Source organism: Belnapia mucosa, from assembly GCF_016775475.1.
Lineage (GTDB): Bacteria > Pseudomonadota > Alphaproteobacteria > Acetobacterales > Acetobacteraceae > Belnapia > Belnapia mucosa.
The window spans coordinates 268,906-294,462 of record NZ_JAEUXJ010000005.1 but is presented as its reverse complement, the minus strand read 5'-3'; the positions used below and the strand labels follow the sequence as shown (position 1 = coordinate 294,462).

Here is a 25,557-nt window from a genome sequence, read left to right as displayed (position 1 = left end):
GAAGGTAATGCGCGGCGGGCATGAATGGGCCATCATGGATGTGATGTTTGGGGATGGGACATGACGGCCGGTGTGGTGAAATCGGCGCAGCGGGTCCTCGAAGTGCTGGAGCATTTTGCGCAGACCCATATGCCGGCCAGCGTGGCGGAGATCAGCCGGCGCTTCGGCTGGCCGCAATCCAGCACCTCCGTCCTGCTCTCGAGCCTCGAGCAGCTCGGCTATCTCAGCCATGATGCCGAAACGCGGAGCTACCGCCCGACGGTGCGGGTGATGCTGCTCGGCGCCTGGCTGCATGATGAGATCTTCGGCGAGGGCAGCCTGGTCTCGGCCATGGATGGGCTGCGTCGCTCCACCGGGCTCACGGTCCTCGTCGGCATGCGCCAGGGCGTGCAGATCAGGCTGGTGCTGGTGCTGCGGGGATTGCGGCCGGATGCGGTGCCGCTGGCCTCGGGCTTCATCGCGCCGGCCTGTGCCTCCGCCATCGGCCATATGCTGCTGCTGGGCGAGAGCGATACGGAGCTCGGGCGCATCCTGCGCCGGAGCAATGCGGCCGTCCCAGACCCGGCGCAGCGGCTGGCCTTGCCGGATTTCCTGGCGGAGCTGCGGCGTGCCCGGTCGCAAGGCTGGTCGATGCGGCCCGCATTCGGGCTGCCGGGGCGCGCGGTGGTCGCCACGGCCTTGCCGCGGATGGCAGGGCAGCCCGATCTGGCCCTGGGCCTCGGCGCACCGACGGCGCATGTGGCGGCGGAACTACCCTCCCTGGTCGCCGCCTTGCGGCAGGCCTGCCTGGGCTTGGCCGAACGCCGTCCTGTCCTTGCGGCCCATTCCGCCGCGGGGCGGCGTCCGGCGCGCCGGCGTTCCTGATCAGCCCGCCGCCAGATGCTCCGCCAGCCGCCGCGCATGGGATGGCAGGGCATCGAGCCGCCGCAGGACCACCACCAGCCGGCGCTCGGCCCAGGCCTCCTCCAGCGGCAGGAGAATGAGCGCGCCTCCGCCCGCCCAGCGTCGCGCCGCGGTCTCCGGGACCACGGCGACGCCGGCGCCGAGCGCCACCATCCGGCAGGCCGCATCCAGCCCCCGGACCCGCACGCGCAGCCGCATTCGGGTGCCGGTCCGGGCCGCATGGCCGGCCAGATGCTCGCCGAGCGCGGTATCGCCCGAGAGGCCGACGAAGTCGCTGCCCAGCGCCTCGGCGAAGGCGATCCGCGCCCGACCGGCGAGCGCATGCCCGCGCGGCACGACGAGCACCAGCCGGTCCAGGCGGAAGGGCCTGACCTCCAGCCCCGACAGGTCGGCATGGTCGGCGGCGATGCCGATCTCCGCCAGGCCCTCGGCGACGGCCCGGGCGACCTCGCGGCTTGGCCGCTCATCCAGGTCGATATCGACGCTGGGATTGGCGGCGAGGAAGGCGGCCAGCGGCTCGGGCAGAAATTCGGCGGCGGCCGCGGTATTGGCCAGCAGCCGGACATGGCCCTTCACCCCATGCGCATAATCGCCGAGCTCGCCCCGCATCCGCTCCACCTGGCCCATCACCAGCCGCGCGTGATGCAGCAGCGTCCGGCCCGCCGGCGTCGGCTCCACGCCGCGCCGGCCGCGCTCCAGCAACGGAACGCCCGCCTGCTCCTCCATGCCCCGGACCCGCGCGCTGGCCGAGGCCAGGGCTAGGCCGGATCGGGCGGCGCCCGCGGTGATGCTGCCCGCCTCCACCACATGGAGGAACAGGCGCAGGTCGGTCAGATCGAAATGCATCGCTGGGCCAATCGCCTTGCCTTCGTTCTGAACGAAGGCAGGCTACACCGATCCCGCATTGTGGAGGGAAGCCGGCGAGCGGCAGCATCGGGCCATGACCGATTCCCTTCCCCTCATCCTGCTCGTCACGGGCACCTTCCTCCTTGCCGGATTGGTCAAGGGCGTCATTGGCCTCGGCCTGCCGACCGTCGCCATGGGCCTGCTCGGCCTGACGATGCCCCCGGTCGAGGCCGCGGCGCTGCTCCTCGTGCCTTCGCTCGTGACGAATCTCTGGCAGCTTTTCGCCGGACCGCGCTTCGGCGCTCTGCTGCATCGCCTCCGGGGCATGATGCTCGGCATCGTCGCCGGCACGCTGGCGGGGGCGGGGCTGATCGCGGGCGCGGCGGGGCCGGCCGCCACGGCAGCCCTCGGCGGCGCCTTGCTGCTCTATGGCATCGTCGGGCTGTTCAAGCCGCGCCTTCGCGTGCCGGCGGGGGCGGAGCCCTGGGCCGGGCCGCTGGCGGGGGCGGCGACGGGGCTGGTCACCGGGGCGACCGGCGTCTTCGTCGTCCCGGCTGTGCCCTATCTCGGCTCGCTCGGGCTGGAGCGGGACGACCTCGTGCAGGCGCTCGGCCTGTCCTTCACCGTCTCCACCCTGGCGCTCGCCGCCGGCCTGGCCTGGCATGGCGCGCTGGGGGCAGGGACTGCGGGCGTCTCCCTGCTCGCCCTGGTGCCGGCGCTGCTCGGGATGGCGGCGGGCGGATGGCTCCGCGCCCGGGTGCGGCCGGAGACCTTCCGCTTGTGCTTCTTCCTCGGCCTGCTGGTGCTCGGGGGGGAGCTGCTCTGGCGGGGGTTCCGCTGACGGCGGAGCCTTACCGCTTCGACTTCAGGGCGCGGGATAGTCCCTCGACCGAATAGGGCTTGTGCAGCAGCTCGAAGCCCTGGGCGCCGCCCTGGGCGAGTATATGGCTATAGCCGCTGGTCAGCACGATCCGCAGCTCCGGCCAGCGCTGGCGAATCTCCTTCCCGAGCTCCACCCCGTTCATGCCGGGCATGACGACATCCGAGAACACGACATCGAAGCGGCTCGTATCCTCCTCCAGCAGGTCGAGCGCGGCCCTGGCATTCGGCGCCCAGGTCGCTTGGTAGCCGAGATCCTCGAGCATCTGCCGGGCGAACTCGCCGACCTGGACATTGTCCTCCACCAGCAGCACGTTCCGCCGCCCTTCCTCGGGCTGGCCGCCCTGGTCCTCGGGCTGCGGGGGCACCACCACCGGCTTGGCATCGGCGCGCGGCAGGTAGAGCGCGAAAGTCGAGCCTTGGTCGAGCCGGCTCTCGACATGCAACTCGCCGCCCGACTGCTTGGCGAAGCCATAGACCTGCGACAGTCCCAGCCCGGTCCCCTTGCCGATCTCCTTGGTGGTAAAGAAGGGCTCGAAGATCCGGCCGAGCATCTCCGGCGCGATCCCCGCCCCGGTATCGGAAACCGACACGGCGACGAAGGCGCCCGGCGTGCCCGCATGCCCGCGCGTGGGCGGTACCCCGGCGGCGAGCCAGGTCCGGATGGTCAGGCGTCCTTCGCCATCCATCGCATCGCGTGCATTGACCGCCAGGTTGACCAGCGCCGTCTCGAACTGGTTGGGATCGGCCTCGACCGCGCTGCCCTCGCATTCGACGACGACTTCGATCGCCACCCGCACGCCGACGAGGGGGCGGATGAGCTCCGCGACGGCCTGGGCCCGCCCGCTCACCGTGAAGACCTCCGGCTTGAGGGGCTGCCGCCGCGCGAAGGCCAGGAGCTGGCCGGTGAGCTTGGCGGCCCGGTCGGCGGTCTCCGCAATGGCCTCGACATAGCGCTGCCGCCGCTCCTCCGGCAGGCCAGGGCGGCGCAGCAGCCCGGCCGAGGAGCGGATGACGGTCAGCAGGTTGTTGAAGTCATGCGCCACCCCGCCCGTGAGCTGGCCGACGGCTTCCAGCTTCTGGCTCTGCCGCAGCGCCTCCTCCTGCTGCCGAAGCTGCTCGGCGCGGCGGGAGACCTCAATTTCCAGCTCCTCGTTCAGTCGCCGCAGGGCCCGTTCGGATTGCCGCCGTTCGGTCACGTCCAGCATCGCGCCGATCATCCGCAGCGGCTCGCCATCCGGCCCGCGCACCATGAAGCCCCGGTCGAGCACATCGGCATAGCTGCCATCGGCCCGCAGGAAGCGGTACTCGTCGGCCCAGTGGCTGCCGGCCCCATCGATGACGGCGTGGATCGAGGTCCTGACCCGCTCGCGGTCGTCCGGGTGGATATGCTCGATCCACCAGTCGCCGGCGGGATCGACCTCCTGCGGCGCATAGCCATAGGCCTCGTGCAATGCGTCGTTCCACTCGATCCGGTCCCGCCGCAGGTCCCAATCCCAGATGGCGTCATTGGTCGCCCGAACGACGAGGCGATGGCGGTCCTCAATGGACTGCCGCGCCTCTTCCGCCCGGCGTCGGTCGGTGATGTCGGCATTCGTGCCGACCCATTCGCGAATGGTTCCATCCGCATGGCGGACCGGGACAGCACGCACGGCCGTCAGCCGCCACTCCCCATCCGCCCGGCGAAGCCGGAATTCGGTATCGAGCGGCGTTCCCGATGTCACGGCCATGGTCCAGCCTGTGCCGGCATGGGCGCGATCCGCGGGGTGAACGACATTCAGCCAGCCTGTGCCGAGCCACTCCTCCAGCGTCTGGCCGGTGAAGCTGCGCCAACTCGGCGAATCCTCCCTGACCAGCCCGGCGGCATCCGTGGTCCAGACCGTCGCGGCGGAGGTTGCCACCAGAGCCCGGAAACGTTCCTCGCTGACGCGCAGCGCCGCCTCCGCCTCCTTCCGGTCGGTGATGTCGAGCACGAACTCGACCACCTCCTCGCCGATTCGCCGCGCCGCGAACAGGCCCCACCAGCGCGAGCCGTCCTTGCGATAGAATTGCTTCTCGTAGGGGGTGGTCTCGCCGCGCGTCGTGACCTCCTCGACCGCCTTGAGCGAGGGCGGGTGGAATTCGGGCGGAGTCAGTTCCTGCCAGGTCTTGCCAAGCGCCTCCTCATGGGTGAAGCCGGTCATCCGCAGGAAGGCCTCGTTCACCTCCGTGAGGCCGAGGCTCTCGCCCCAGAACATCACCCCGACCGTCTTGATCGAGAGGGCGGCCCGAAACCGCGCCTCGCTGAGCCGCAGGGCCTCGCGCGAGCGCTCGCGCTCGGTCACGTCGCGCGAGGAGGCCAGCAGGAGATCCGGCTGCCCATCCGCACCCGGCACCGCGGTGACCTGGAGGTCCCACCACCGGCCGATACCGTCGGCGCCGGGTGCGAATCCGTGAAAGCGGCCCACGCCCCCGGCGGCGGCCCTGGCGATGGCCGCCCTGACCCCGGCCTGCTCCTTCTCCGGCCAGAGGGCGGCATAGTCCTTGCCCCTGATCTCCTCGAGGCCGCAGACCCCCAGCATGGCCATGCCCGGGCCATTCATGAAGGTCACCCGCCCATCGGGGGTAAGGAGCTTGAGGCAATCGGCGCTGTTCTCGAAGACCCCGCGCAGCACGGCCTCGCTGGCACGAAGCTGCTCGCCGGCCAGGTGCTGGTCCGTGCGGTCGCGCACGATCTTCACATAGCCGATCTGCTCGCCCGTCTCGTCATCCTGGAGGCGGGTCATCGAGCCGGAGCCCCAGAAGCGGCTGCCGTCCTTGCGCAGGTGCCAGCGTTCGTCTACCGCCCGCCCGGTTCTCCGGGCCTGCGCCATCTCCGTTGCGCAAGCCTCCGCGGCCTGATCTTCAAGCGTAAAGATCATGGAGGCGTCCTGGCCGACCGCTTCAGCCGCCGACCAGCCCATCACCCGCTCGGCGGCGCTGTTCCAGCTGGTGACGATGCCGTCGAGGCCGATCGTGAGAACCGCGAAATCGGCGGAGCTTTCGAGGACGAGTTGGGCCAGGCGCCCCGGACTCGGGAGGTGATGGCGGTCCAGATCAACCCTGCGACTGGTCATGGATGCCGTTCGGGAACAGGGTGTCGGATCCGCAGAGGAGCGTGCCGGAGCTCTCGCCATGTTCCGAACGGACAAGTCGCTCGTCAAACCGGAATAGTTCCGTCGACGGGGCGAGGTCGAAGTTGCACTGGACAGGCATGCTGCTTCGTATGCGGGCGTCGGCGGGGTGTCACCGGAAAAAAATATTTCAGCGCACTAAGGAGTGCAGTCCGACCGGCCTTTCCATGAATGTCCCGTCATGTGGGCCGCAATAGATGGCGTGGGTGCCAGGACCATTACTGGCACCCCGAACTCCATGGCCGGCACGGCCTATTTGAAATACCACTGCTCCGGATGCGCCCCCCAGGGCGTGCGGATATGCTGGGAGATGCCAGTGCGGCCGGGCACGTTCTCGAGCCGCTCGCTGACCACGCGCACGCCCATGAAGGCCGGCGACAGTCCGACCAGCCCGATTCCCCATTGCTGGTCCACCGCCAGCTTCCAGATCTCCTGCGCAGTGCGGTTCCGTTCCTCCTCCCGCTGGCCGGTCGCGGCGCGCATCAGGTCGAAGGCCTTCAGCATCTCCGGCTCCGCCGGGCGGATGCCGCGCTCTCCGTTCGAGGCGAACCACAGCGCATAGCCGTTGCCCATCACCCCGGCCGTCGGGTCCACCGGCAAGCAGTAGCGGGGATAGAGATAGAGGCTTTCCGTCCCGTTATTGGTCCAGAGCAGGATCTGGGTCTGGTCGTTGCGGGCGCGCGTCAGGGCCAGGCTGCGTTCCTGCACCTTCACATCGCCGGCGATGCCGATCTGCCGCCAATGCTGCACGATCATTTCCGCCTGCTGCGGCCAGGTCGGCGAGAGTGTCTGCGCCACTGTGATCTCGATGCGGAGGCGCTGGCCATTGTCGCGGCGCAGCCGGAAGCCCTCGCGGTCCTTGCGGTTCAGGCCCAGCCCGTCGAGCATCTTGTTCGCCTGCGCCGGGTCATGCGTGGACCAGCGCTGCCGCCATTCCTCGCCCGGGCTTTCCGGCAGCACCTCGGCCGGGATGACCGAACCGGGCGTGCCGAGCCCGAGCCAGAAGGCCTCGTTCAGCTGCTCACGGTCGATGCCGAGGGCGAGAGCGCGGCGGAATTGCGCCTGGCCCAGCCAATGGGCGATCTCCTTGTCGTCGGTGAAATTGGGGTTGGGGAAGAGCACCGAATCGGCCCCGTTGAAACCGAGATCCAGATGCACCTTGTAGCGGCTGCGCTGCTGGTTCTCGACGATCACCGGCAGCTTGCCGAGGTCGATGAAGCGTTCCTGGTAGTCGTATTCGCCAGCGATGGCGCGCAGGTTCACCACCTCCGGATTCTCGGCCAGCGTCATCTGGATGCGGTCGATATAGGGCAGCTGGTTCCCTGCGGTATCGACGGCGTAGTAGAAGGGATTGCGTTCCAGCACCCAGAGGCTGGTGTTGATCGGCTGCACCATCCGCCAGGCCGCGAGCGTCGGCAGCTCCTTGTTCAGCCGCCAATCCGACTTGTACTGGAAGAGCTGCACCCAATTGCCGAAGCCAGCGGCGCGAGCCTGCGCGTTCAGTGCCTCGACCGAGCTGTATTTCGGCAGGAACTGCTTCAGGTAATGCGCCGGCGCATAGAGCGCATAGGCTTGGCCGTTGGATTGCAGCCGCGTCTGCCCGCCGCCGACGAGCGTGTCCCCCGCCATGAGGGCGGGAAAGAGGAAATAGGGTTCCGCGAATTCGAAGGCGATGGTCGCGTCATCGACCTTCACCATGCGCCCCGGCTTGCCATTGGCCGCGAGCTCAGGCGCCGGGGCGGGCACCAGGTCCTTGTTGCTGTAGAGATCCTCGAACCAGAACAGCCAGTCATCGGCGGTGCAGGGCGTGCCATCCGACCAGCGCAGCCCGCGCCGAAGATGCAGGGTGATGCGTCGGCCATCCGCGCTCACCTCATGGTCGCGGGCGAGGCAAGGCAGCACCTTCGTGCCGGTCTCGTCGAAGAACAGCGGCTTGTCGGCCGACATCAGCCGGTTGCCATTCTCGCTGTCGCCGGGGCCGATGAAGCCGCGGCGCCAGGTGCCGCCATAGGTGCCGACCTTGCGCAGCGGCTGCACCACCATCAGGTCCTGGGGCAGGCGCTGCTCGACCGGCGGCAGCGCCCCGGCGCGCACCTGCTCGGCGAGCATCGGCGCTTCCTTGAACTGCCCCGGCCGGCGCGCCGGATCGGTGATGAGGGCCGGTCCTTCCAGCGTGCCGACCAGGCCCGACTGCTCGAAGCCGCCCGGTTGCGCCATGGCGGCGGTGGCGGCTACGCCCGCCAATACGGTCAGCCCCAATTCCCTCCGGCGCATGGCGTCCTCCCTATTTCGTTGTTCTAAGTGACCCCGGCCAGGCTCAACTCCTGCGCACGGTGGCAGCTGGCCCAACGGCCCGGCTCGACCTCGCGCAGCTCCGGCCGTTCCACCCGGCAGCGATCGACCGCATAGGGGCAGCGCGGATGGAAGGCGCAGCCGGGCGGCGGCCGAGCCGGGTCCGCGACCTCGCCCGCCACCGGGGCGCGGCGGCCGCGCCGTCCGGGATCGGGCGCCGGCACGGCGGCCAGCAGGGCTTCGGTATAGGGATGGCGGGGGCTGCGGTACAGGGCATCGGTCGGCGCCACCTCGGCCATGCGGCCGACATACATCACCGCCACCCGGTCGCTGACATGGCGCACCACGCTCAGGTCATGCGCGACGAAGAGCATGGACAGGCGCAGCCGGTCCTGCAGGTCGAGCAGCAGGTTGATGATCTGCGCCTGCACCGAGACATCGAGCGCCGAGACCGGCTCATCCGCCACCACCAGCCGGGGATTCAGCGCCAGGGCGCGGGCGATGCCGATGCGCTGCCGCTGGCCGCCGCTGAAGGCATGCGGGAAGCGGGTGCGGGCGCTGGCGGGAAGCTGCACCAGCTCCAGCAATTCCAGCACCCGGGCGCGGCGTTCCGCCGCGGGCACGCCATTCACCTTGAGCGGCTCGGCGATGATGTCGCCGACCATCATGCGTGGGTTGAGCGAGGCGTAGGGGTCCTGGAAGATCATCTGCACATGCCGCCGCAGCGGCCGCAGCTCCCGCTTCGGGATGGTGGCGAGATCGACCACCCGGCCATCCTCCGGCATGAAGCGGATGGCGCCCGAGGTCGCCCGCTGGGCCCGCAGGATGCAGCGCGAGACCGTCGTCTTGCCGCAGCCGCTCTCGCCCACCAGCGCCAGGGTCTCGCCGGCGGCGATGTGGAAGCTGACGCCGTCCACCGCCCGCACCTGCCCGACCTCGCGCCGCAGCAGGCCGGCGCGGATCGGGAAATGCTTCTTGAGGTCCGCAACCTCGAGCAGGTTCATGCGGCATCCTCCGCCAGGAAACAGCTCGCCCCGCCATCCTCATTGAGCGGCACCGGCGCCGGCACCTCGCGCCGGCAGCGCTCGCCCAGGTTCTCCGCACAGCGCGGATGAAAGCTGCAGCCGCCCGGTCGCAGGCCGGGATGCGGCACGGCGCCGCCGATCGTGGACAGGCGCTGGCGCGGCGTCGCCAGGATGCTCGGCACGGCCCGCAGCAGCGCCCTGGTATAGGGATGGCGTGGTGCGGCGAAGAGCCGTGCGACCGGCGCCGTCTCCACGATGCGGCCGAGATACATCACCGCCACCTCATCGGCCATCTCGGCGATCACGCCCATATCGTGGGTGATCAGCATCAGGGCGATCCCCTTCTCCCGCTGCAACCGCTGCAGCAGGCCGAGGATCTGCGCCTGGGTGGTGACGTCGAGCGCCGTGGTCGGCTCATCGGCGATGAGGATGTCGGGGTCGCCGGCCAGCGCCATGGCGATGCCGACGCGCTGCCGCAGCCCGCCGCTCAGCTCGAACGGATAGGCATCGATCCGCCGCTGAGGATGCGGGATGCCGACCTCCCCGAGCAGGGCAATCGCCTGGGCCTTGGCATCGGCCTTCGAGAGATCGCGGTGCTGGAGGACTGCCTCGATGATCTGGTTGCCGACGGTGTAGTGGGCGCTCAGCGCCGTCATCGGCTCCTGGAAGATCAGCCCGACGCGGCCGCCGCGCACCTCCCGCATCCGGCGCGATTCCGGGCCCAGCGCCGTCAGGTCGGTCGGTTGCGGCTCCTCGGGGTCGAGCAGGATCTGCCCGCCGGTGATGCGGCCGGGCCAATCGATCAGCCGCAGGATGGAACGGGCCGTCACGCTCTTGCCACAGCCGCTCTCGCCGACGATGCCGAGGGTCCGGCCCGCCCGCAGGTCGAAGCTGACGCCGTCCAGCGCACGGACCGTGCCCTGTTCGCTGCGGAACTGCACCGCGAGGTCGCGGATGGAGAGGACGCTGCGTTCAGCCATAGGGATCCGCCGCATCGCGCAGCCCGTCACCGAGGAAGTTGAAGGCCAGGATCACCACCGTCACCGGCACCGCGGCCGAGAGCAGCCAGGGCGCGCCGGCCAGAACCTGGATGTTCTGCGCATCCTGCAACAGGATGCCCCAGCTGATCGCCGGCGGACGCAGCCCGAGGCCGAGGAAGCTCAGCGAGGTCTCGCTGACGATCATCGCCGGCAGCGCCAGGCTGACCGCGGCGATCACATGGCTGGCGAAGGAGGGCAGCATGTGGCGCAGGATGATGCGCATCTGGCTGGCCCCGGCCAGCTCCGCCGCCACCACGAAATCCTCCTCCCGCAGCGCGAGGAAGCGGCCCCGGACCACCCGCGCCAGCTCCGTCCAGCCGATCAGGGAGATGATGACGGTGATGGCGAGATAGACCTGGGTCACCGACCAGGTATTGGGCAGCGCCGCTGCCAGGCCCATCCAGAGCGGGATGGTGGGGATCGACCGCAGCACCTCGATCAGGCGCTGAATCAACGTATCCACCCAGCCGCCATAGAGGCCGGAGATGCCGCCCAGGATGACCCCGAGCAGCAGGCTGACCGTGACCCCGGCGAGGCCGATAAACAGGGAGATGCGAGTCGCCACCATCATGCGGGAGAACAGGTCGCGGCCGAGCTGATCCGTGCCGAGCAGGAAGATGCCATCGCTGCGGCCGCCGCCTTCGATCCCGAGCAGGTGGATATCCGTCTCGAACAGGCCGAACAGATGGTAGCTGTAGCCACGGGCGAAGAGCCGGACGGGCAGCTTCCGCGCCGGGTCGGGCGTATAGGCCAGCTTGAAGGTCCGCGGGTCGCGCACGCCCTTCAGCCCATAGACATGCGGGTTGAAGCCGCCTTCGTCGAAGAGATGGATGCCCTGGGGTGGGATGAAGCTGCGCCGGGCATCGGTCGCATGCGGGTCGCTGATGGCGAGGAAATCGGCGAAGGCCGCGACGCCATAGAACAGGGCGACGACCACCAGGCTGACCAGCGCCAGCTTGTGCCGCCGGAAGCGCCACCATGTCAGCTGAAGTTGGGTCGCCTGGGCATAGCGTGCTTCCGCCGCGGCGTCGCCGGTTGGCAGGGCAGCGGGTTCGAGAGCCGTGGTACTCATCACTGGCCCTCCAGCCGAATCCGCGGGTCGATCCACATCAGCAGCAGGTCGGAGACCAGCGTGCCGGCCACCGTCATGACGCCGAGCAGCAGCACGATGGCGCCGGCCAGGAACATGTCCTGCGCGACCAGCGCCTGCAGCAGCAGGGGGCCGACCGTCGGCAGCCCCAGCACCAGGGAGACGATGATGCTGCCGGAGACGAGATAGGGAAACAGATAGGCGATGGAGCTGGCGAAGGGATTCAGCGCAGCCCGCACCGGGTATTTCAGGATGGCGCGCGCCTCCGGCAGGCCCTTGGCGCGGGCGGTGACGACATAGGGCTTGCGCAGCTCATCCAGCAGGTTGGCGCGCATGATGCGGATCAGCTGCGCCGTGCCGGCCAGCGCCAGCACCGCGGCCGGCAGCGGCAGGTGCTTCGCCAGGTCCCAGGCCCGCGCCAGGCTCCAGGGTGCCTGGACATATTCCGCCGAAAACAACCCACCGACATTCAGCCCGAGATAGCGGAAGCCGACATACATCAGGATCAGCGCCAGCAGGAAATTCGGCACGGCTAGGCCGATGAAGCCGAGCGTGGTGAAGATGTAGTCGGCGATGGAATACTGCCGGACTGCGGAATAGATACCGATCGGCAGCGCGATCGCCCAGGTCAGGAACAGCGCCGCGAGCGAGACCAGCATGGTCAGCCACAGCCGGTCGCCGATCACCTCCGTCACCGGCCGGCGCCACACCATGGAGACACCGAAATCGCCCTCCAGGACGCGGCCCATCCAGCGCAGGTATTGCACCGGCAATGGCTGGTCGAGGCCGTAGTCGCGGCGCATCGCCTCCGCCTGCTCCATGGAGACGGAGCTGCCGCTGGCCGCCAAGTTGGCGATATAGGCATCGACGAAATCGCCGGGCGGCAGGCGGATGATGATGAAGGTCAGGATGGAGATGAAGACGCAGGTCGTGATGGCCAGGCCGAGCCGGCGCAGCAGATAGATCAGCATGCAGCCCTGGCCTTGCCGGGTGGCATCACGGCACCGTCTCCTCTGGCGGCGCTGCTCTCCGGCACGCCTGCCTGGGCATTAGACGGTGAGAGTCGGCCCTAGGCAAGCGGGCAGGGCGATGCGGCCTCAGCGCGGCTCCGACCCATCGCCTGTCCCGGACCGCACCGGTTTCGACTGGCCACCGGAGCGGGCCAGGGCATAGGCGGTGTTGACCAGCCCGACATGCGAGAAGGCCTGCGGGAAATTGCCCAGCATGCGGCGCGCCCGAGGATCGTATTCCTCGGAGAGAAGGCCGACATCGTTGCGCAGGTCGAGCAACCGCTCAAACAGGGCGCGGGCCTTGTCCTTCCGGCCGGTCAGCGCATAGGCATCCGCCAGCCAGAAGCTGCAGGCCAGGAACACGCCCTCACTGCCCGGCAGGCCATCCTGCGCCTTTTCCGGCCGGTAGCGGCGCACCAGCCCATCCTGCAACAGGTCGCGCTCGACCGCGGTGATGGTGCCGAGGATGCGCGGATCCTCGGCCGGGAGGAAGCCGACCGCGGGCAGCAGCAGCAGGCTCGCATCCAGCTCGCGCGAGCCATAGCTTCCGACGAAGCTGCCGATGCTGGCATCATAGCCATGCCGGCAGACATCGGCATGGATCTCGGCGCGCAGGGCGCGCCAGCGGTCCAGCGGCCCCGACAGGCCAAAGGATTCTATGCCATGCACCGCCCGGTCCAGCGCCGCCCAGGCCATCACCTTGGAATAGGTGAAGCAGCGGCGGCCGTCGCGCACCTCCCACATGCCCTCATCGGGTTCTTGCCAGACCGTGGCCAGATGCTCGAGCAACGCCTTCTGCAGCTGCCATGCATCGTCCGAGTTCGGCAGCCCCCGGAGATGCCCCTGGTGCAGCGCATCCATCAGCTCCCCGAAGACATCGAGCTGAAGCTGGTCATGCGCCGCATTGCCGATGCGGACAGGGTGCGAGCCCTCATAGCCGGGCAGCCAGTTGGCCTCCCATTCCATCAGGCGGCGTTCGCCGCCGATGCCATACATGATCTGGATCTGGGACGGGCTGCCCTTGGTGGCGCGCAGCAGCCAGTCGCGCCAGGCCACCGCATCCTCGGTATAGCCGGCCTGGAGGAGTGCGAGCAGCGTCAGCGTCGCATCGCGCAGCCAGCAATAGCGGTAATCCCAATTGCGCACGCCACCGATCTCTTCAGGCAGGGCGGCGGTCGGCGCGGCGACGATGCCGCCGGTCGGCCGGTAGGTGAGCCCCTTCAGGGTGATCACCGAGCGCCGCACCGCCTCGGTCCATGGTCCCGCCGCCTGCACGCGGTCGGACCAGCCCCGCCAGGATGCCTCGGTATGGGCGAGGAGTGTCTCCGGCGCCGCGGTGGCCGCTGGCAGCGGCAGATGCGACGGGCTGTAGATGAGCTCGAAGACGAGGGTCTGGCCCTCCGCCACCTCGAACCGCGCCCGGGTGCGGAGATCCTCTCCCTTCAGCGGCACGGGGGAGTGCAGCACCACCATGTCCGGCCCCGAGATGGCGCGGATGCCATTGGCCTCCGGCAGGCGGGTCACCCAGGGCACGTTGCGGCCGTAATCGAAGCGCAGCGCCAGGTCGAGCTCCATGGCGACGCGCCCACGCCGGCCGCTGATCTGACGCAGCAGAACCGGGCCTCCATCGCGCGGCGGCATGCAGTCGGTCAGCACCACCTCGCCATCGCCGGTGCGGAAGGTGGTCTCGAGGATCAGCGTGCCGTCGCGGTAGCGCCGGGTCACGCTGGCCGCGGGATCCGCGGGCGCGATCCGCCAGCACCCGTGCTCCGGCGTGCCGAGCAGCGCAGCGAAGCAGGCGCCGCTGTCGAAACGTGGCCAGCAGAGCCAGTCGATGGAGCCGTTCCGCCCGACCAGCGCAGCCGAATGCGTATCGCCGATCAGCGCGTAGTCCTCGATGCGCAATGCCATGGTCAGCGCAGCCGCCGGCGCAAGGGCTGCTCGCGCATCGAGAGGCCGCGCCAGGCCAGGGGCAGCAGCAATGCGAGCGCCGCGCCAGCCGCGCCGCGCAGCCAGGCGGGATCATAGGCGCCGACGCGGGTGCGGGCCTCGGCATCGAACCGGCCATGCGTGCCGTGGTCGCCGGGCAGGGGCGTGAGGAGGTTGTCGTCACGGCCCGGACGCTCGGCCTCGGCGGAGAGCTGCCCACTATAGCCCTTGCGCCCGAGCAGGCGGTCCAGCAAGCCGGGGGCTGCCATCTCGCCGAGGATCGCATGCACCGAGGGCCCGCCGACCCAAAGCTCGCGCGGCGCCTGCAAGGCTGCCTGCACGATGCGCTCGGCCACCGGCTCGGGCTGATGGATTGGCGGCACGGGCTGGGCGCGGCGGTCCATATGGCTGCGGGCCCAGTCGAATTGCGGCGTGTTCACGGCCGGCAGCTGCACCATGGTCAGCCGGATGCGGCTGCGGTCGTGGTGCAGCTCGCAACGGAGGGAATCGGTGAAGCCGCGGATCGCGAATTTGGCGGCGCAATAGGCGGATTGCAGCGGGATCGCGCGATAGGCGAGGGCGGAGCCGACCTGCACGATGGTGCCCGCATCGCGCGGCCGCATATGCCGCAGCGCGGCGAGCGTGCCATGGACATAGCCGAGATAGGTCACCTCGGTGACGCGCCGGTATTCCTCCGGCGAGGTCTCCACCACCGGCCCGAAGACCGTGGCCATGGCGCAATTCACCCAGATATCGATGCCGCCCAGCGCCGCGGCGGCGCGGTCACCTGCAGCGAGGACGGCCTCTGCATCCGCGGTATCGGCGGGCAGGACGATCGCCTGTGCCGCGCCGGCGGCCTCGGCCTCGCGCCGCGCGACCTCCAGCCCCTCCGTCCCGCGCGCGATCAGCGCCAGGCGGGCGCCGCGACGGGCGAAGGCGAGGGCGGTCGCGCGGCCCACGCCGGCCGAGGCGCCGGTCACCACCACTGCCTGCTCTGTCATCCTTGCCCGCGCCATGCCGCGCCTCCTGCCAATGGCAGGCAGTGAACATGCGGGGCGAGGCGCGAGTTGCCGGCAAATCCCGGGGGCCGTTCCGGCGCCGGCGCTCAGTCCGGCTTGATATTGCCGGCGCGGACGACCTCGCGCCATTTGGCAATGTCGCCCTCCAGCCAGGGGCGGAACTCGGCGGGGGCCATGCCGACCGGCTCCAGCCCCTGCTCGGCCAGCTTCGGCCGCAGCTCCGCATCGTTCAGCGCCACGGTCAGGGCCTGGAAGATGCGCTCGAGGACCGGCGCCGGCAGGCGCGCGGGCGCGAACAGCCCATGCCAGGCCGCGACATCGAAGGGGCGAACCCCCTGCTCCTCGACCGTCGGCACATCGGGCGTCCAGGACAGGCGGCGGGCGGAGGTGGTGGCCAGCGCCCGCAGCTTGCCGTCGCGCACGAAGGGCAGCACCGCCGTCACCTGATAGACGGTCATGGCGACCTGGCCGGGGATGATGTCCGTCAACACCTGGGCCCCGCTGCGATAGGGCACATGCTCGAGCGGCGCGCCGGTCTTGAGCTTCAGCAACTCCCCCGCGAGATGCGAGGAAGTACCATTGCCGGCCGAAGCATAGGAGGCACCGCCCCGCTGCGCCCGGACCCAGGCGAGGAATTCCTGCAGCGTGGTCGCTGGCACATGGGGGCCGACCACCAGCAGGTTCGGCGCATTGGTCACCAGGGAAACCGGGGTGAAGTCGCGCAGCACGTCATAGGGCAGCCGCGGCATCAGCGAGACATTCACCGAATGCGAGGCGATGCTGCCCATGCAGAGGGTATAGCCATCGGGCGGCGATTTCGCGACCGCCTCGGAGCCGACGATGCCGCCGGCGCCGACGCGGTTCTCCACCACCATCGGCTGCCCCAGCTCCTGCGACATCCGCGGCGTGACCAGGCGGGTCATGATATCCGTGCTGGTGCCCGCGCCGAAGGGAACCACCACCCGGATCGGACGGTCGGGCCAGGCGCCCTGAGCGAGGGCGCCGCGCGACAGCGCGGGAAGCGCCAGGGCGGCCGCGCCCGAAAGGAGCAGGCGGCGCGAGGGCGTGCGGAATGCGGTCACGGATGCGGTTCCTCCCAGGATTCGGGCGGAGAGAATCGGAACCGCCCGCTCGTGCAACCAAAACTTCCTCAGCCGCCCTCGCGGAAGGCCGGGTAGAGCGTCATGCCGCCATCGACATAGAGCGTGGTGCCGACCACATAATCGGATGCGTCCGAGGCGAGCCAGACCGCGGCCTCCGCGATATCCTCCGGCTCGCCCACCCGGCCGTAGGGGATCAGGCGCAGCAGCTGCGCCTCCGCCTCCGGCGTCTCCCAGGCCTCGCGGTTGATCGGGGTGCGGATGGCACCGGGGGCGATGGCGTTCACCCGGATCCGCTCCGGCGCGACCTCCTGCGCCAGGCTGCGCATCAGCAGCGACACCCCGCCCTTGGAGGATGCGTAGTTCACATGCCCCGCCCAGGGGATCACGTCGTGCACCGAGCTCATGCAGATGATTTTGCCGAGCGCCCGCGAGACCTTTGCGCGCGGGCCGCGGCGGCGGAAAGCCCGCACCGCCGCGCGGGCGCATAGGAATTGGCCCGTGAGATTGGCGTCGAGCACGGTGCGCCACTGCTCCAGCGTCATCTCGGCGAAGGCGGCGTCGCGTTGCAGGCCGGCATTGGCGACCAGGATATCGGGCGGGCCGAAGGCGGCCTCGGCCTCGCGGAACAGCTGCTCGACCTGCGCCTCGTCCGAGACATCCGCCCCGATGGCCACGGCCCGTCCGCCGGCCGCGTGGACCTTGCCGACCATGGCCTCCGCGCCCTCGACGCCCGAGCGGTAATTCACCACCACCGCCGCCCCGGCCGCGGCCATGGCCAGCACGACGCCCGCGCCGATGCCGGAACTGCCGCCGGTCACGATGGCGATCTGCCCGGCCAGGGGCTTGTCGGCCGTCGCCATGCCCCGGCCTGTCTCAGGAGCTGCCATCGCACCCTCCGTATTCCTGCTCGCGGTCTGTATCGCGCGGCCCCGCCCCCCGGCTGCATGTCGGCCGGCGAGCTTCAGCCATGCAGGCAGGGAGTGCCGGGCGCGCCGCGCCGGTTATCTCCATCGGGGATGCCGCATGCTGAACGGTGGTTGCGGTAAAGAAGTCGAAACAGGGCGAATATTTCAACCTTTGGTTATGTGTGGCCCATAGTGGACGATCCGCATTGGAATGAAGTAATGTCTGGTTGATTCTAGATGCCGGCGGCTGACATCTATACGAAGATACAACGGTCCGCGTCCCATAAGGCACTTGTCGTGCTCCATCTGGCGTTTTGGTTGGCCACAACTGTCGGTGTGGCGACTGCGGCCAGTATCGCAACCTCTAAGCGCAGACGCAGGCAGGCGGCTCCGCCGCCGGCTGGGAAGGCTGCCGCCTCCGGGAAAGCTCCGGACCGGACGACGGAGCTGTTGGCCTGCTTCGATCTGGGGGCCGTCCTGATCCGCGCCCTGGACGGCACCATCCTGCATTGGTCAACGGGATGCGCCGCCCTGTTCGGCTACAGCGCCGAACAGGCGCTGGGGCGGCAGGCGCAGGAGCTTCTGGCCACCCGCTTCCCGCTGGGAGGGCTGCGGACCGCCCAGGACACACTGATGCGGACCGGCGAGTGGCGGGGCGAGCTTCGGCATCGCTGCCGGGCGGGCGACTCCCTGGTCGTCGCCGCGCATTGGATCCTGCGGTGCGACCCCTCCAGCGGAGAGCCTCGCAGCGTCGTCGAAATGCATGCCGACGCATCCGCGCTGAAATCGGCCGAGGATGCGCTGCGCGATCAGGAAGCGCGCCTCCTCATCGCGCAGGAGGTGGCCGGGGTCGGCACCTGGGAATGGGACCCGGAGGCGGATTCCTTCCGCTGGTCGCCCGAACAATATGGAAGGCCGGCCGAGACGGGGGCGGATGCCGCCCGCCCGATGGACGCCTTCCTCGCCTGCGTCCATGCCGAGGATCGGATCAAGGTGCGCGAGGCGGCCCGGCGGGCCCTGACCACCGGCGAATACGAGGTCGAATTCCGCCTGCTGCGCCCCGCCCGCGAGAATGCCTGGGAGACCCTCTGGCTGATCGGCCGCGGCCGGCGGATGCCCTCGCCGGCGGGAAGGCTCGGCCTCATCCTCGGCATCCACATGGACATCACCGTCCGCAAGGAGGCGGAGGCCCGCCAGGAACTGCTGATGCGGGAGGTGGATCACCGCGCCAAGAACGCACTGGCGGTGGTGCAGGCAGTCCTTCGGCTGACCAAGGCGGATACGCCCGAAGCCTTCGGGCGCGCCATCGCCGGGCGGGTGTCCGCCCTGGCCCGCGCGCAGACGCTGCTGTCCAAGGCGCGGTGGACCGGCGCCGATCTCACGGCGATCATGAAAGGCGAGCTCGCGCCCTTCCTCGGCAGCGCGGGCGCGCAGGCGGTGATCTATGACGGGCCTGCCCTGACCGTCGCCGCGGTGGCCGCCCAGCCCCTGTCGATGACCCTGCACGAGCTGGCCACCAATGCTGCCCGCTATGGCAGCCTGTCCCGGCCTGGCGGTGCGTTGAGGATTGCCTGGTCAGTCGACCCCGAGGCGGACCAGCTGACGCTGCACTGGACCGAGACCGGCGGGCCGGAAATCGCGGAACCGCCCAGCACCGAGGGGTTCGGCACCCGCATGATCCGGGCGACCATCCAGGATCAGCTCGGCGGCACGGTCGCCTTCGCCTTCAGGACCGCAGGACTTGTCTGCACCATCACCCTGCCGCTGCGGCGGACGCTGGCCCGGGGGGCGATGGCGGCTTCGGATGCCGCATCTCCGACCACGGAGGCCGAATGGCAACCATAGTCATCCTGGACGACAGCCCGACCAACCGGAGCATCTATTCGCGGCTGGCGACCATGGTCGAGGACGGGGTCGTCGCGGAGGTCTTCGCTGATCCGCTCGATGCGCTGGAATGGCTCCAGTACAATCGCGCCGACCTGGTCATCACCGATTTCAAGATGCCGGGCATGGATGGCGCCACCTTCACCCGGCGCCTGCGCAGCCTGCCGCGGATGGCGCAGACGCCCGTCCTCGTCGTCACCGCGCATGACAATCGCAGCTACCGCCTGCAGGCGCTCGATGCCGGGGCGACGGATTTCCTGCAAAGCCCGATCGACCACTTCGAATTCGTGACCAGGGCCCGGAACCTGCTGGCGCTGGGCCGGAGCCTGGGCGCTGCCTCCGACGCCCCGGCCGAGCCGGCACAGGAAGCCGGCCCGGTCTCCGCCGGCAGCATCCTCGATGCACTGCCCGCCCGGATCAGCGTCACCGATCCGACCGGCCGCTACCTCTTTGCCAATGCCGCCTTCGCCTCGGCCCTGGGCCGGCAGGTTCCCGAGCTTCTGGGCCAGACCGCGCCGATGCTGCTCGGCGCCGAACGCGGCACCGCCGCCTGGAATGGGGACCGGCAGCTCTTCGAGACAGGCGAGGCGCCGCCGCCCAGCGAGGAAAAGCGGACGGACGCTGACGGCATCCGGCGCCGGCTGCTGACCACGAGGCATCCGCTGCGCGACCAGGCAGGAAAAATCGTCGCCGTCGTCACGGCGTCCATCGAACTGCCGGAGGAGGCCGGCAGCCCGTCATGAGCGGCGGGCAATCGGCCCCTTCCGATCTCGCCAGGCTGCGCGGGCAGGTCGGCACCGAGCAGGAGATGAGCTTCAACCGCCTCGTCTTCGCCCTCGTGTTCCTTCTCTATTTCTGCACCGCTGGGGCGCCGATCGCCGGAGAGGCGCTGCCCAATCTCGGCTGGTGGACCCTCATCAGCCTCGGCGTCTTCCTGCATATCCGCTGGCGCCCCGGCCCCAACACGCCGCGGCGCAGCTTCGCCCTGCTGCTCGATATGGGCTTCCTCACCTGGTTCCTGCATATCGGCGGCGAGATCGCGGCGCCCTTCTTCGCGGTCTATCTCTGGGTCGTGCTCGGCAATGGGGTGCGCTTCGGCATCCCTTGGCTGCTCGCCGCCATGGCAGTCTTCTTCCTCGGCTTCGGCTGGGTCGTGCTGACCACGCCATTCTGGCGCGGCAACCTGCATCTGTCGGTGGGCCTGCTGGTCGCGCCGGGCGTGCTCGCCCTCTATGCCATGGTGCTGATCCGCAAGCTGTCCCAGGCCAGGCGGCTGGCCGAGCAGGCGAATGAGGCGAAGAGCCAGTTCCTGACCAGCGTGAGCCATGAGCTGCGCACGCCGCTGAACGCCATCATCGGCATGGGCGGGCTGCTGCGCGACACGCGACTCGACCATGAGCAGCAGGAGATGGCGCGGACCATCGACACCGCGGCGAAGTCCCTGCTGTCGCTGATCAACGGCATCCTCGACTTCTCCCGCATCGAGGCCGGCCGGGCCACCACGCGGCCGGAAAGCTTCGCCCTGCCGGCGCTGCTGCAGGAGGTGCGCGCCCTGCTGCTGGCCCAGGCCCGGCAGAAGGGGCTGCGCCTGGCCCTGCATGTCACCGCGCGCACGCCGGTGCGCATCACCTCGGACCGGTCCCATCTCCGCGACATCCTGCTGAACCTCGCCGGCAATGCGGTGAAATTCACCGAACGCGGCGCGGTCACCATCGCCGTCGATGCGGAGGTCGTGCGGCCCGGCTGCCTGCGGCTGCGCTGCGAGGTCAGCGATACCGGCATCGGCATCAGCGCCGAGGCCCGGGCCCGCATCTTCCAGCGCTTCACCCAGGCGGACGAGACCATCGTCAACCGCTTCGGCGGCACCGGCCTCGGGCTGGCGATCTGCAAGGGGCTGGTGGAGCTGCTGGACGGCGAGATCGGCGTGGAGAGCAGCCCGGGCGAGGGGAGCCTGTTCTGGTTCACCGCCGAGATGCCGGTCGAGCCGGAGTCGGAGGTGGCCGAGGCACTGGGCGGGCTCGGCGTGCTGGTGGTGTCCCGGGCCGGGGGTGCGGCCGGCAGACTGGCCGGCAGGCTGCAGGCGGCCGGGGCCCAGGCTGCAATCCATGCGGTGACGGAGGCCGGAATGGCGGGGCTTTGGGACCCGGCGGATGGTGTCACGGCCCCGCCGCTGCATCTCCTGGCCTGCATCCCCGCTCGCCGCTTGATGGCGCTGGCCGCCAGCCCGCCATCCGCCGAAGCATTAGCCGAGCTGCCGCTGATCGCCCTCGGCGACGGCATGCCGGACGGGCTGCCGGGGCTCGGCCTGCGGCGGCAGGCGCTGATGCTCCTGCCGGCGGACCCGCCCGCGCCGGCGCTGATCCGTGCCCTGTCCTATGCAGGGGCCCAGGTGCAGGAGGCCGGAGAGGCTATGGCCCAGCCGGCGGAGGCCGTCACGCTGCGCCGCATCCTCGTCGCCGACGACAACCGGGTGAACCGCGCGGTGATGCAGAAGATCCTCGAACGGGCCGGGCATAGCGTCACGCTGGTCGAGGATGGCGAGGCGGCGCTGGATGCGCTGGAGACGGCCAAATTCGACCTGGTGCTGATGGATGTGAACATGCCGGGACTGGATGGCATCGCCGCCACCAAGCTCTATCGCTTCACCGCGCTCGGCCGGCCCCATGTCCCGATCATCGGCGTCACCGCGGATGCGGGGCCGGAGGCGGCTCGCAACAGCCGGGAGGCGGGCATGGATGCCTGCCTGGTCAAGCCGATCGAGCCGGCCCAGCTGCTCGAAGCCGTCGCGGCCTATGGAAAGCAGTCCGTGCCGCCGCCGCCTGCTGCACTACCTCCACCGGTGTCCACCACAGGCCCGACGGAGGCCCTGGACCCCAAGGTCGTGACGGCGCTCGAAGCCCTCGGCGGCCGCGACTTCGCCACAGGGCTGACCCGGGATTTCCTGGAAGACGCGGAGCGGGAGATGGAGCGGCTGAGGCTGGCCGTCCAGCGCGGCGATGTGCAGCAATTCCGCACCGCTGCGCATGCGCTCCGCAGCAGCGCCGCGAATATCGGCGCGCTCGGCATCTTCGAATTGTCCGGCACGGCCGAGGCGACCAGCCCGGGCGACCTCGCCAGCGGCGGGCCACGCCAGCTGGCCCTGTTGGCGGTCGAGCTGGCCCGGGTCAGGCGGGCCAGCGAGCGGATGTAGATTGGGTCAGGCGGCGGTGGCGGACATGCGCCGGTCCTGCGCGCCGGTCAGCCGGCTCATCCGGCGGAGGTCCTGATCGGTCAGGCGGATCGCCGCCTCGGCCCAGACCTCGACGACATCGCGCAACTCGCGCAGCTCCACCGGATCGACCCGCCGGCGGGCGCGGTAGGTCGCCTGGCGCGAATTGTGCCAGCGGGCGTTGCGATCGACATAGTCCAGCAGCGCCGCCTCGCCCTCGCCATCCTCCGCGAGCACATCGACCAGGCCGATCTCGTGCAGTTCCTGCGCGGTGTGGATGCGGCCGCTGAAGATGAATTTCTCCGCCGCCTGGCGGCCCAGCCGACGGGAGAGGAAGCTGTAGGCGCCCATGCCGGGGAAGAGGTTGAACAGCACCTCCGGCAGGCCGAATTTCGCGCTGCGTTCGGCGATGATGAGGTCATGCGCCAGGGCGCATTCGAAACCGCCGCCCAGCGCATCGCCCTGCACCAGGGCGATGGTCACGACCGGCAGGTCGAAAGCCACATGGTTGCGGTGGATCGCCTCGACAGCTGCATAGCCATAGCGGGTCAGCCCGGCCAGATCGCCCTGCTTGATCAGCGAGCCGAACAGGCCGAGATCCCCGCCCAGGTTGAAGATCCCGGGAATGGCCGAGGCGCAGACGAAGTAGCGCAGCGATTCCTCAGCCGGCAGGTCGCGATGGAACATCTGCGGGATGGATCGCTGCATTGCGGCGACATCGCGCAGCAGCTCCGGGCTGAAGCAGGGGCGCTCGAGCGGTCGCAGATGGCACCAGAACAGGCGCCGCGCCGCATCCAGCTTCACATCGAGCGTCTCGTAGGTGGTGGCGGCGATCTGCGCCTCGGCCGCATCCAGGCCACCGATCCGCGCCGGGGAGGGGCGGGACAGGCTTTGGGTTTCGAGATCGGAAACAAGCGGCGCTCGGACGAAGGTCACAGGTCGCTCCTGCAGTAGCTGGGCGGCGGGCCACCGACCCGCCGCAGGACTGCAGCCTAGGCGATCACGTATACGTTATACAACGAAATTCTATCTCAGGTTTCTAATTGCCTGCCAGAACACTACCGACAATCCTTATAAAGGTCCGTTTTTGGCTCCTGAGAGGAGCCGATCACTACCTGTGCGCGATGCAGGCCTTTCGCCGCGGTGTCCCGATCCTGCCGGTCTCGAGGGAGGATCGGCGTGTTCGGTGGCGCCGAGGATGACAGTGCGGGCAAGCCGGCCAGCCGGATCGCCGGGCCGGCTGCCGCGTGCGCCCTCAGCCCGTGCGCCCCAGCAACTCCGCCACCTGCCGCTGCCAGGCCTCCCAGGCCGCATCCGCCGCCGTCCCAGTCCTCTCGGCGGCGAGGCTCGCCGCGTTCAGCCGGCGCCGTGCCTCCTCGCGCTCGGCACCGGTGCGGTCCTCGGCCGCCGCCCGGGCCCGGCCGAGCGCCGCCTCCGCCGTCGCGGCCTGGCGGATGGCGGCGCTTGCCGCATCCAGCCGCCGCCGCGCCTCGCCGAGCCCGGCGGCCAGCGCCTCCACCGCGCCCCGGCCGGGCGCGTCCGCCGGCAAGGCCTCCAGCAGCGCCCGCAGCCGCTCCAGCCCGTCCGACCCGCCCGGCAGGCGGCGCAGATTCGCCTCCACATCCAGGTCCCGCCAGCGCAGCAGCATCGGGTCGCCGAGGCCGGAATCGAGGATCGGCACCTCCTGCCGCAGCTCGCGCTCCCAGGCGAAGCGCAGCGTCACCGGCGCACCCTCCAGCATCGCCTCATGCCGCAGGCCGAAATCGCCCTCGGCCGCGACGGAGAATTGCGGCGTCGCGCCGGGCCGCCGCGGCAGGTCCACCACCAGCCGGCCGCGGCCGCCGCGCGGATCGACCGCCAGCGCCGTCTCCTCCCGCTGGATCGCCGTCAGGACCAGGATGGCACCGCGCCGCAGCTCGGCCCGCACCGGCCGGTCCCGTCGGCTGGAGGAGGAGGAGAGCAGCACATCCCGGTCGCGGGCGAAGGCGAGCAGCCGCTGCTCCTCGGGCGAGACCGCCCGCAGCTCGGCATCGCCGAGATAGGCGCCACCGGCATCGAAGACCGCCGCCAGCCCATCCGGCAGGGTATGGCCGCTGGCATTGCGCAGCCGCACCGCGTTCAGCGGGTTCCGCGCCTGGAGGTCCTGCACCCACCAGACCCGCTCCGCCGGCAGCGCGGCATCGAGGAAGGGCAGGTTCGCCGTCTCCCCCTGCCGGACCGAGACCGGGGAGGGCAGGGTGAAGGCGACCCGCCCGGCCGTGCTCGCCACCCTGGCGGCCGGCAGCGCCGCAACCGGGGCCGGCGCCGCCTCCGCATCCGCCCGAAAGGATCGCAGCATCGGCGCCGCGGCGGCGGCCGGGGCCGGCAGGGGCGGGGGCGGCGCCGGGCGGGGGCCGGTATCCGCCGTGACCCGCACCTGTTCCGCCGCCCGGACCGGCAGCTCCGGCCGCTCCACCCGGATCGGCGTGTAGAGCGCCTGGCGATAGGCCGCCGGATTGCCCGAGACGAGCGAGAGCCGCACCCCGTTCCAATCCGTCCCCGAGCGGTTCTCCACCACCGCCCAGCCCTGCAGCCGTGCCTCGCCCGCCGCCTCCGGCAGCAGCAGCCGCCAAGAGGGTTTCCAGAGCGGCGCGCCGGTGACGGTCGCAAGGCTCACCTCCCGCGCCGCCGGCGCCCGCAGGCTGATCTCCAGCAGCCGTTCCTCGGCGCTGCGGGCGGCGGCCAGCGCCTCCGCCGCGCGGGCCAGGCGGGCGGCGAGCGCGGGGTCGGCGAGCCGCACCTCCTCGCCCTCGCGCAGGACCAGCAGGCGCAGCCCCCCCGGCGTCAGCAGGGTGATGCGCAGCCCGGCCTCTGCCTCCTCGGCATCGGTCAGCCGGCCGCTGCTGCCGCCGGCCTCGACGGGCTGGCCGCGCAGCGCGCGCAGCAGGCTGACGCGGTTCTCGAAATCCGCCGGGCGCAGGGGCAGGCCGCGAAAGGCTTCCGTCTCCAGGTCCTGGGCGGGCAGGCGCAGCCCTTCCACCGTGCCGGAGGGGTCCCGGAGGACCAGGGTGCGGAGCACGTCGTCCACATCCTCGAATGGAACACGAAAGCTGATCCCCGCCTCCGGCTCCAGCCGCCCACCGCGCAGGATTTCGGCCAGCCCGGCATTCGAGAGGGTGACGGCCCGCACCGGCAGCTCCTCGGCACCGGGGGAGGGGGCGGGCAGGGCAAGGCAGGCGGCAAGCAGCAGGGCGCGGCGCATGGCGGGTTGGTTTCTCCCTCGGTGGCAGGGC

General features: G+C 70.3%; 18 protein-coding genes. 5 read left to right on the top strand and 13 right to left on the bottom strand.

Annotated features, from left to right (window positions below):
• Positions 1-60 precede the first annotated feature (60 nt).
• A complete protein-coding gene (locus JMJ55_RS14850) occupies positions 61-864 on the top strand; it encodes an IclR family transcriptional regulator (protein WP_202826337.1) in 804 nt (267 codons plus the stop codon).
• On the opposite strand, the gene JMJ55_RS14845 is transcribed toward JMJ55_RS14850, so the two are convergent.
• Complete coding sequence (locus JMJ55_RS14845) at positions 865-1,749, bottom strand: LysR family transcriptional regulator (protein WP_202826336.1); 885 nt, start codon at positions 1,747-1,749, stop codon at positions 865-867. It abuts the gene before it with no gap.
• 94 nt (positions 1,750-1,843) lie between these two features.
• On the opposite strand from JMJ55_RS14845, the gene JMJ55_RS14840 reads away from it, so the two are divergent.
• Complete coding sequence (locus JMJ55_RS14840) at positions 1,844-2,590, top strand: sulfite exporter TauE/SafE family protein (protein ID WP_202826335.1); 747 nt, start codon at positions 1,844-1,846, stop codon at positions 2,588-2,590.
• A 10-nt stretch (positions 2,591-2,600) separates the two neighbouring features.
• Here the strand turns inward: JMJ55_RS14840 and JMJ55_RS14835 are convergent, their stop codons facing one another.
• From JMJ55_RS14835 to JMJ55_RS14790, 10 genes are all read right to left on the bottom strand, one after another.
• The gene (locus JMJ55_RS14835) at positions 2,601-5,723 is read right to left on the bottom strand and encodes a PAS domain S-box protein (RefSeq protein WP_202826334.1); all 3,123 of its coding nucleotides are present in this window, start codon (positions 5,721-5,723) and stop codon (positions 2,601-2,603) included.
• Positions 5,724-6,032: 309 nt separating this feature from the next.
• Complete coding sequence (locus tag JMJ55_RS14830) at positions 6,033-8,054, bottom strand: ABC transporter substrate-binding protein (protein ID WP_202826333.1); 2,022 nt, start codon at positions 8,052-8,054, stop codon at positions 6,033-6,035.
• 23 nt (positions 8,055-8,077) lie between these two features.
• Entirely contained in the window at positions 8,078-9,076 is a 999-nt protein-coding gene (locus JMJ55_RS14825; RefSeq protein WP_202826332.1) for an ABC transporter ATP-binding protein, read from the bottom strand.
• The gene (locus JMJ55_RS14820; RefSeq protein ID WP_202826331.1) at positions 9,073-10,077 is read right to left on the bottom strand and encodes an ABC transporter ATP-binding protein; all 1,005 of its coding nucleotides are present in this window, start codon (positions 10,075-10,077) and stop codon (positions 9,073-9,075) included. The genes JMJ55_RS14825 and JMJ55_RS14820 overlap by 4 nt, the downstream gene beginning before the upstream one ends.
• Positions 10,070-11,209, bottom strand: coding sequence for an ABC transporter permease (locus JMJ55_RS14815; RefSeq protein ID WP_202826330.1), 1,140 nt, complete (start codon positions 11,207-11,209; stop codon positions 10,070-10,072). The genes JMJ55_RS14820 and JMJ55_RS14815 overlap by 8 nt, the downstream gene beginning before the upstream one ends.
• A complete protein-coding gene (locus JMJ55_RS14810; protein WP_202826329.1) occupies positions 11,209-12,198 on the bottom strand; it encodes an ABC transporter permease in 990 nt (329 codons plus the stop codon). The genes JMJ55_RS14815 and JMJ55_RS14810 overlap by 1 nt, the downstream gene beginning before the upstream one ends.
• Before the next feature lie 126 nt (positions 12,199-12,324).
• Complete coding sequence (locus JMJ55_RS14805; RefSeq protein WP_202826328.1) at positions 12,325-14,148, bottom strand: glycoside hydrolase family 15 protein; 1,824 nt, start codon at positions 14,146-14,148, stop codon at positions 12,325-12,327.
• Positions 14,149-14,150: 2 nt separating this feature from the next.
• The gene (locus tag JMJ55_RS14800) at positions 14,151-15,182 is read right to left on the bottom strand and encodes an SDR family oxidoreductase (protein ID WP_202826327.1); all 1,032 of its coding nucleotides are present in this window, start codon (positions 15,180-15,182) and stop codon (positions 14,151-14,153) included.
• Between the two features lie 89 nt (positions 15,183-15,271).
• Positions 15,272-16,267 (bottom strand): Bug family tripartite tricarboxylate transporter substrate binding protein, encoded by a 996-nt coding sequence (locus JMJ55_RS14795; RefSeq protein ID WP_328702655.1) that lies wholly within the window; start codon positions 16,265-16,267, stop codon positions 15,272-15,274.
• Positions 16,268-16,335: 68 nt separating this feature from the next.
• Positions 16,336-17,148: a glucose 1-dehydrogenase gene (locus tag JMJ55_RS14790; RefSeq protein ID WP_202826326.1), complete on the bottom strand. Its 813-nt coding sequence runs from the start codon at positions 17,146-17,148 to the stop codon at positions 16,336-16,338.
• 495 nt (positions 17,149-17,643) lie between these two features.
• Here JMJ55_RS14790 and JMJ55_RS14785 point away from each other — a divergent pair, with 495 nt between their 5' ends.
• Genes JMJ55_RS14785 through JMJ55_RS14775 form a run of 3 tightly spaced genes read left to right on the top strand, consistent with a single transcriptional unit; the run spans position 17,644 to position 22,267 of the window.
• Positions 17,644-19,038 carry an HWE histidine kinase domain-containing protein gene (locus JMJ55_RS14785; protein WP_202826325.1) on the top strand — a complete coding sequence of 465 codons (1,395 nt, stop codon included), beginning with the start codon at positions 17,644-17,646 and terminating at the stop codon, positions 19,036-19,038.
• A complete protein-coding gene (locus JMJ55_RS14780) occupies positions 19,026-19,820 on the top strand; it encodes a response regulator (RefSeq protein WP_202826324.1) in 795 nt (264 codons plus the stop codon). Before JMJ55_RS14785 ends, JMJ55_RS14780 begins: the two co-directional genes overlap by 13 nt.
• Entirely contained in the window at positions 19,817-22,267 is a 2,451-nt protein-coding gene (locus JMJ55_RS14775; RefSeq protein ID WP_202826323.1) for a hybrid sensor histidine kinase/response regulator, read from the top strand. Before JMJ55_RS14780 ends, JMJ55_RS14775 begins: the two co-directional genes overlap by 4 nt.
• A gap of 6 nt (positions 22,268-22,273) precedes the next feature.
• Here JMJ55_RS14775 and JMJ55_RS14770 read toward each other — a convergent pair whose 3' ends face one another.
• The gene (locus JMJ55_RS14770; RefSeq protein WP_328702654.1) at positions 22,274-23,221 is read right to left on the bottom strand and encodes a crotonase/enoyl-CoA hydratase family protein; all 948 of its coding nucleotides are present in this window, start codon (positions 23,219-23,221) and stop codon (positions 22,274-22,276) included.
• A 319-nt stretch (positions 23,222-23,540) separates the two neighbouring features.
• A complete protein-coding gene (locus tag JMJ55_RS14765; protein ID WP_202826322.1) occupies positions 23,541-25,526 on the bottom strand; it encodes a DUF4139 domain-containing protein in 1,986 nt (661 codons plus the stop codon).
• Between the last annotated feature and the right edge of the window lie 31 nt (positions 25,527-25,557).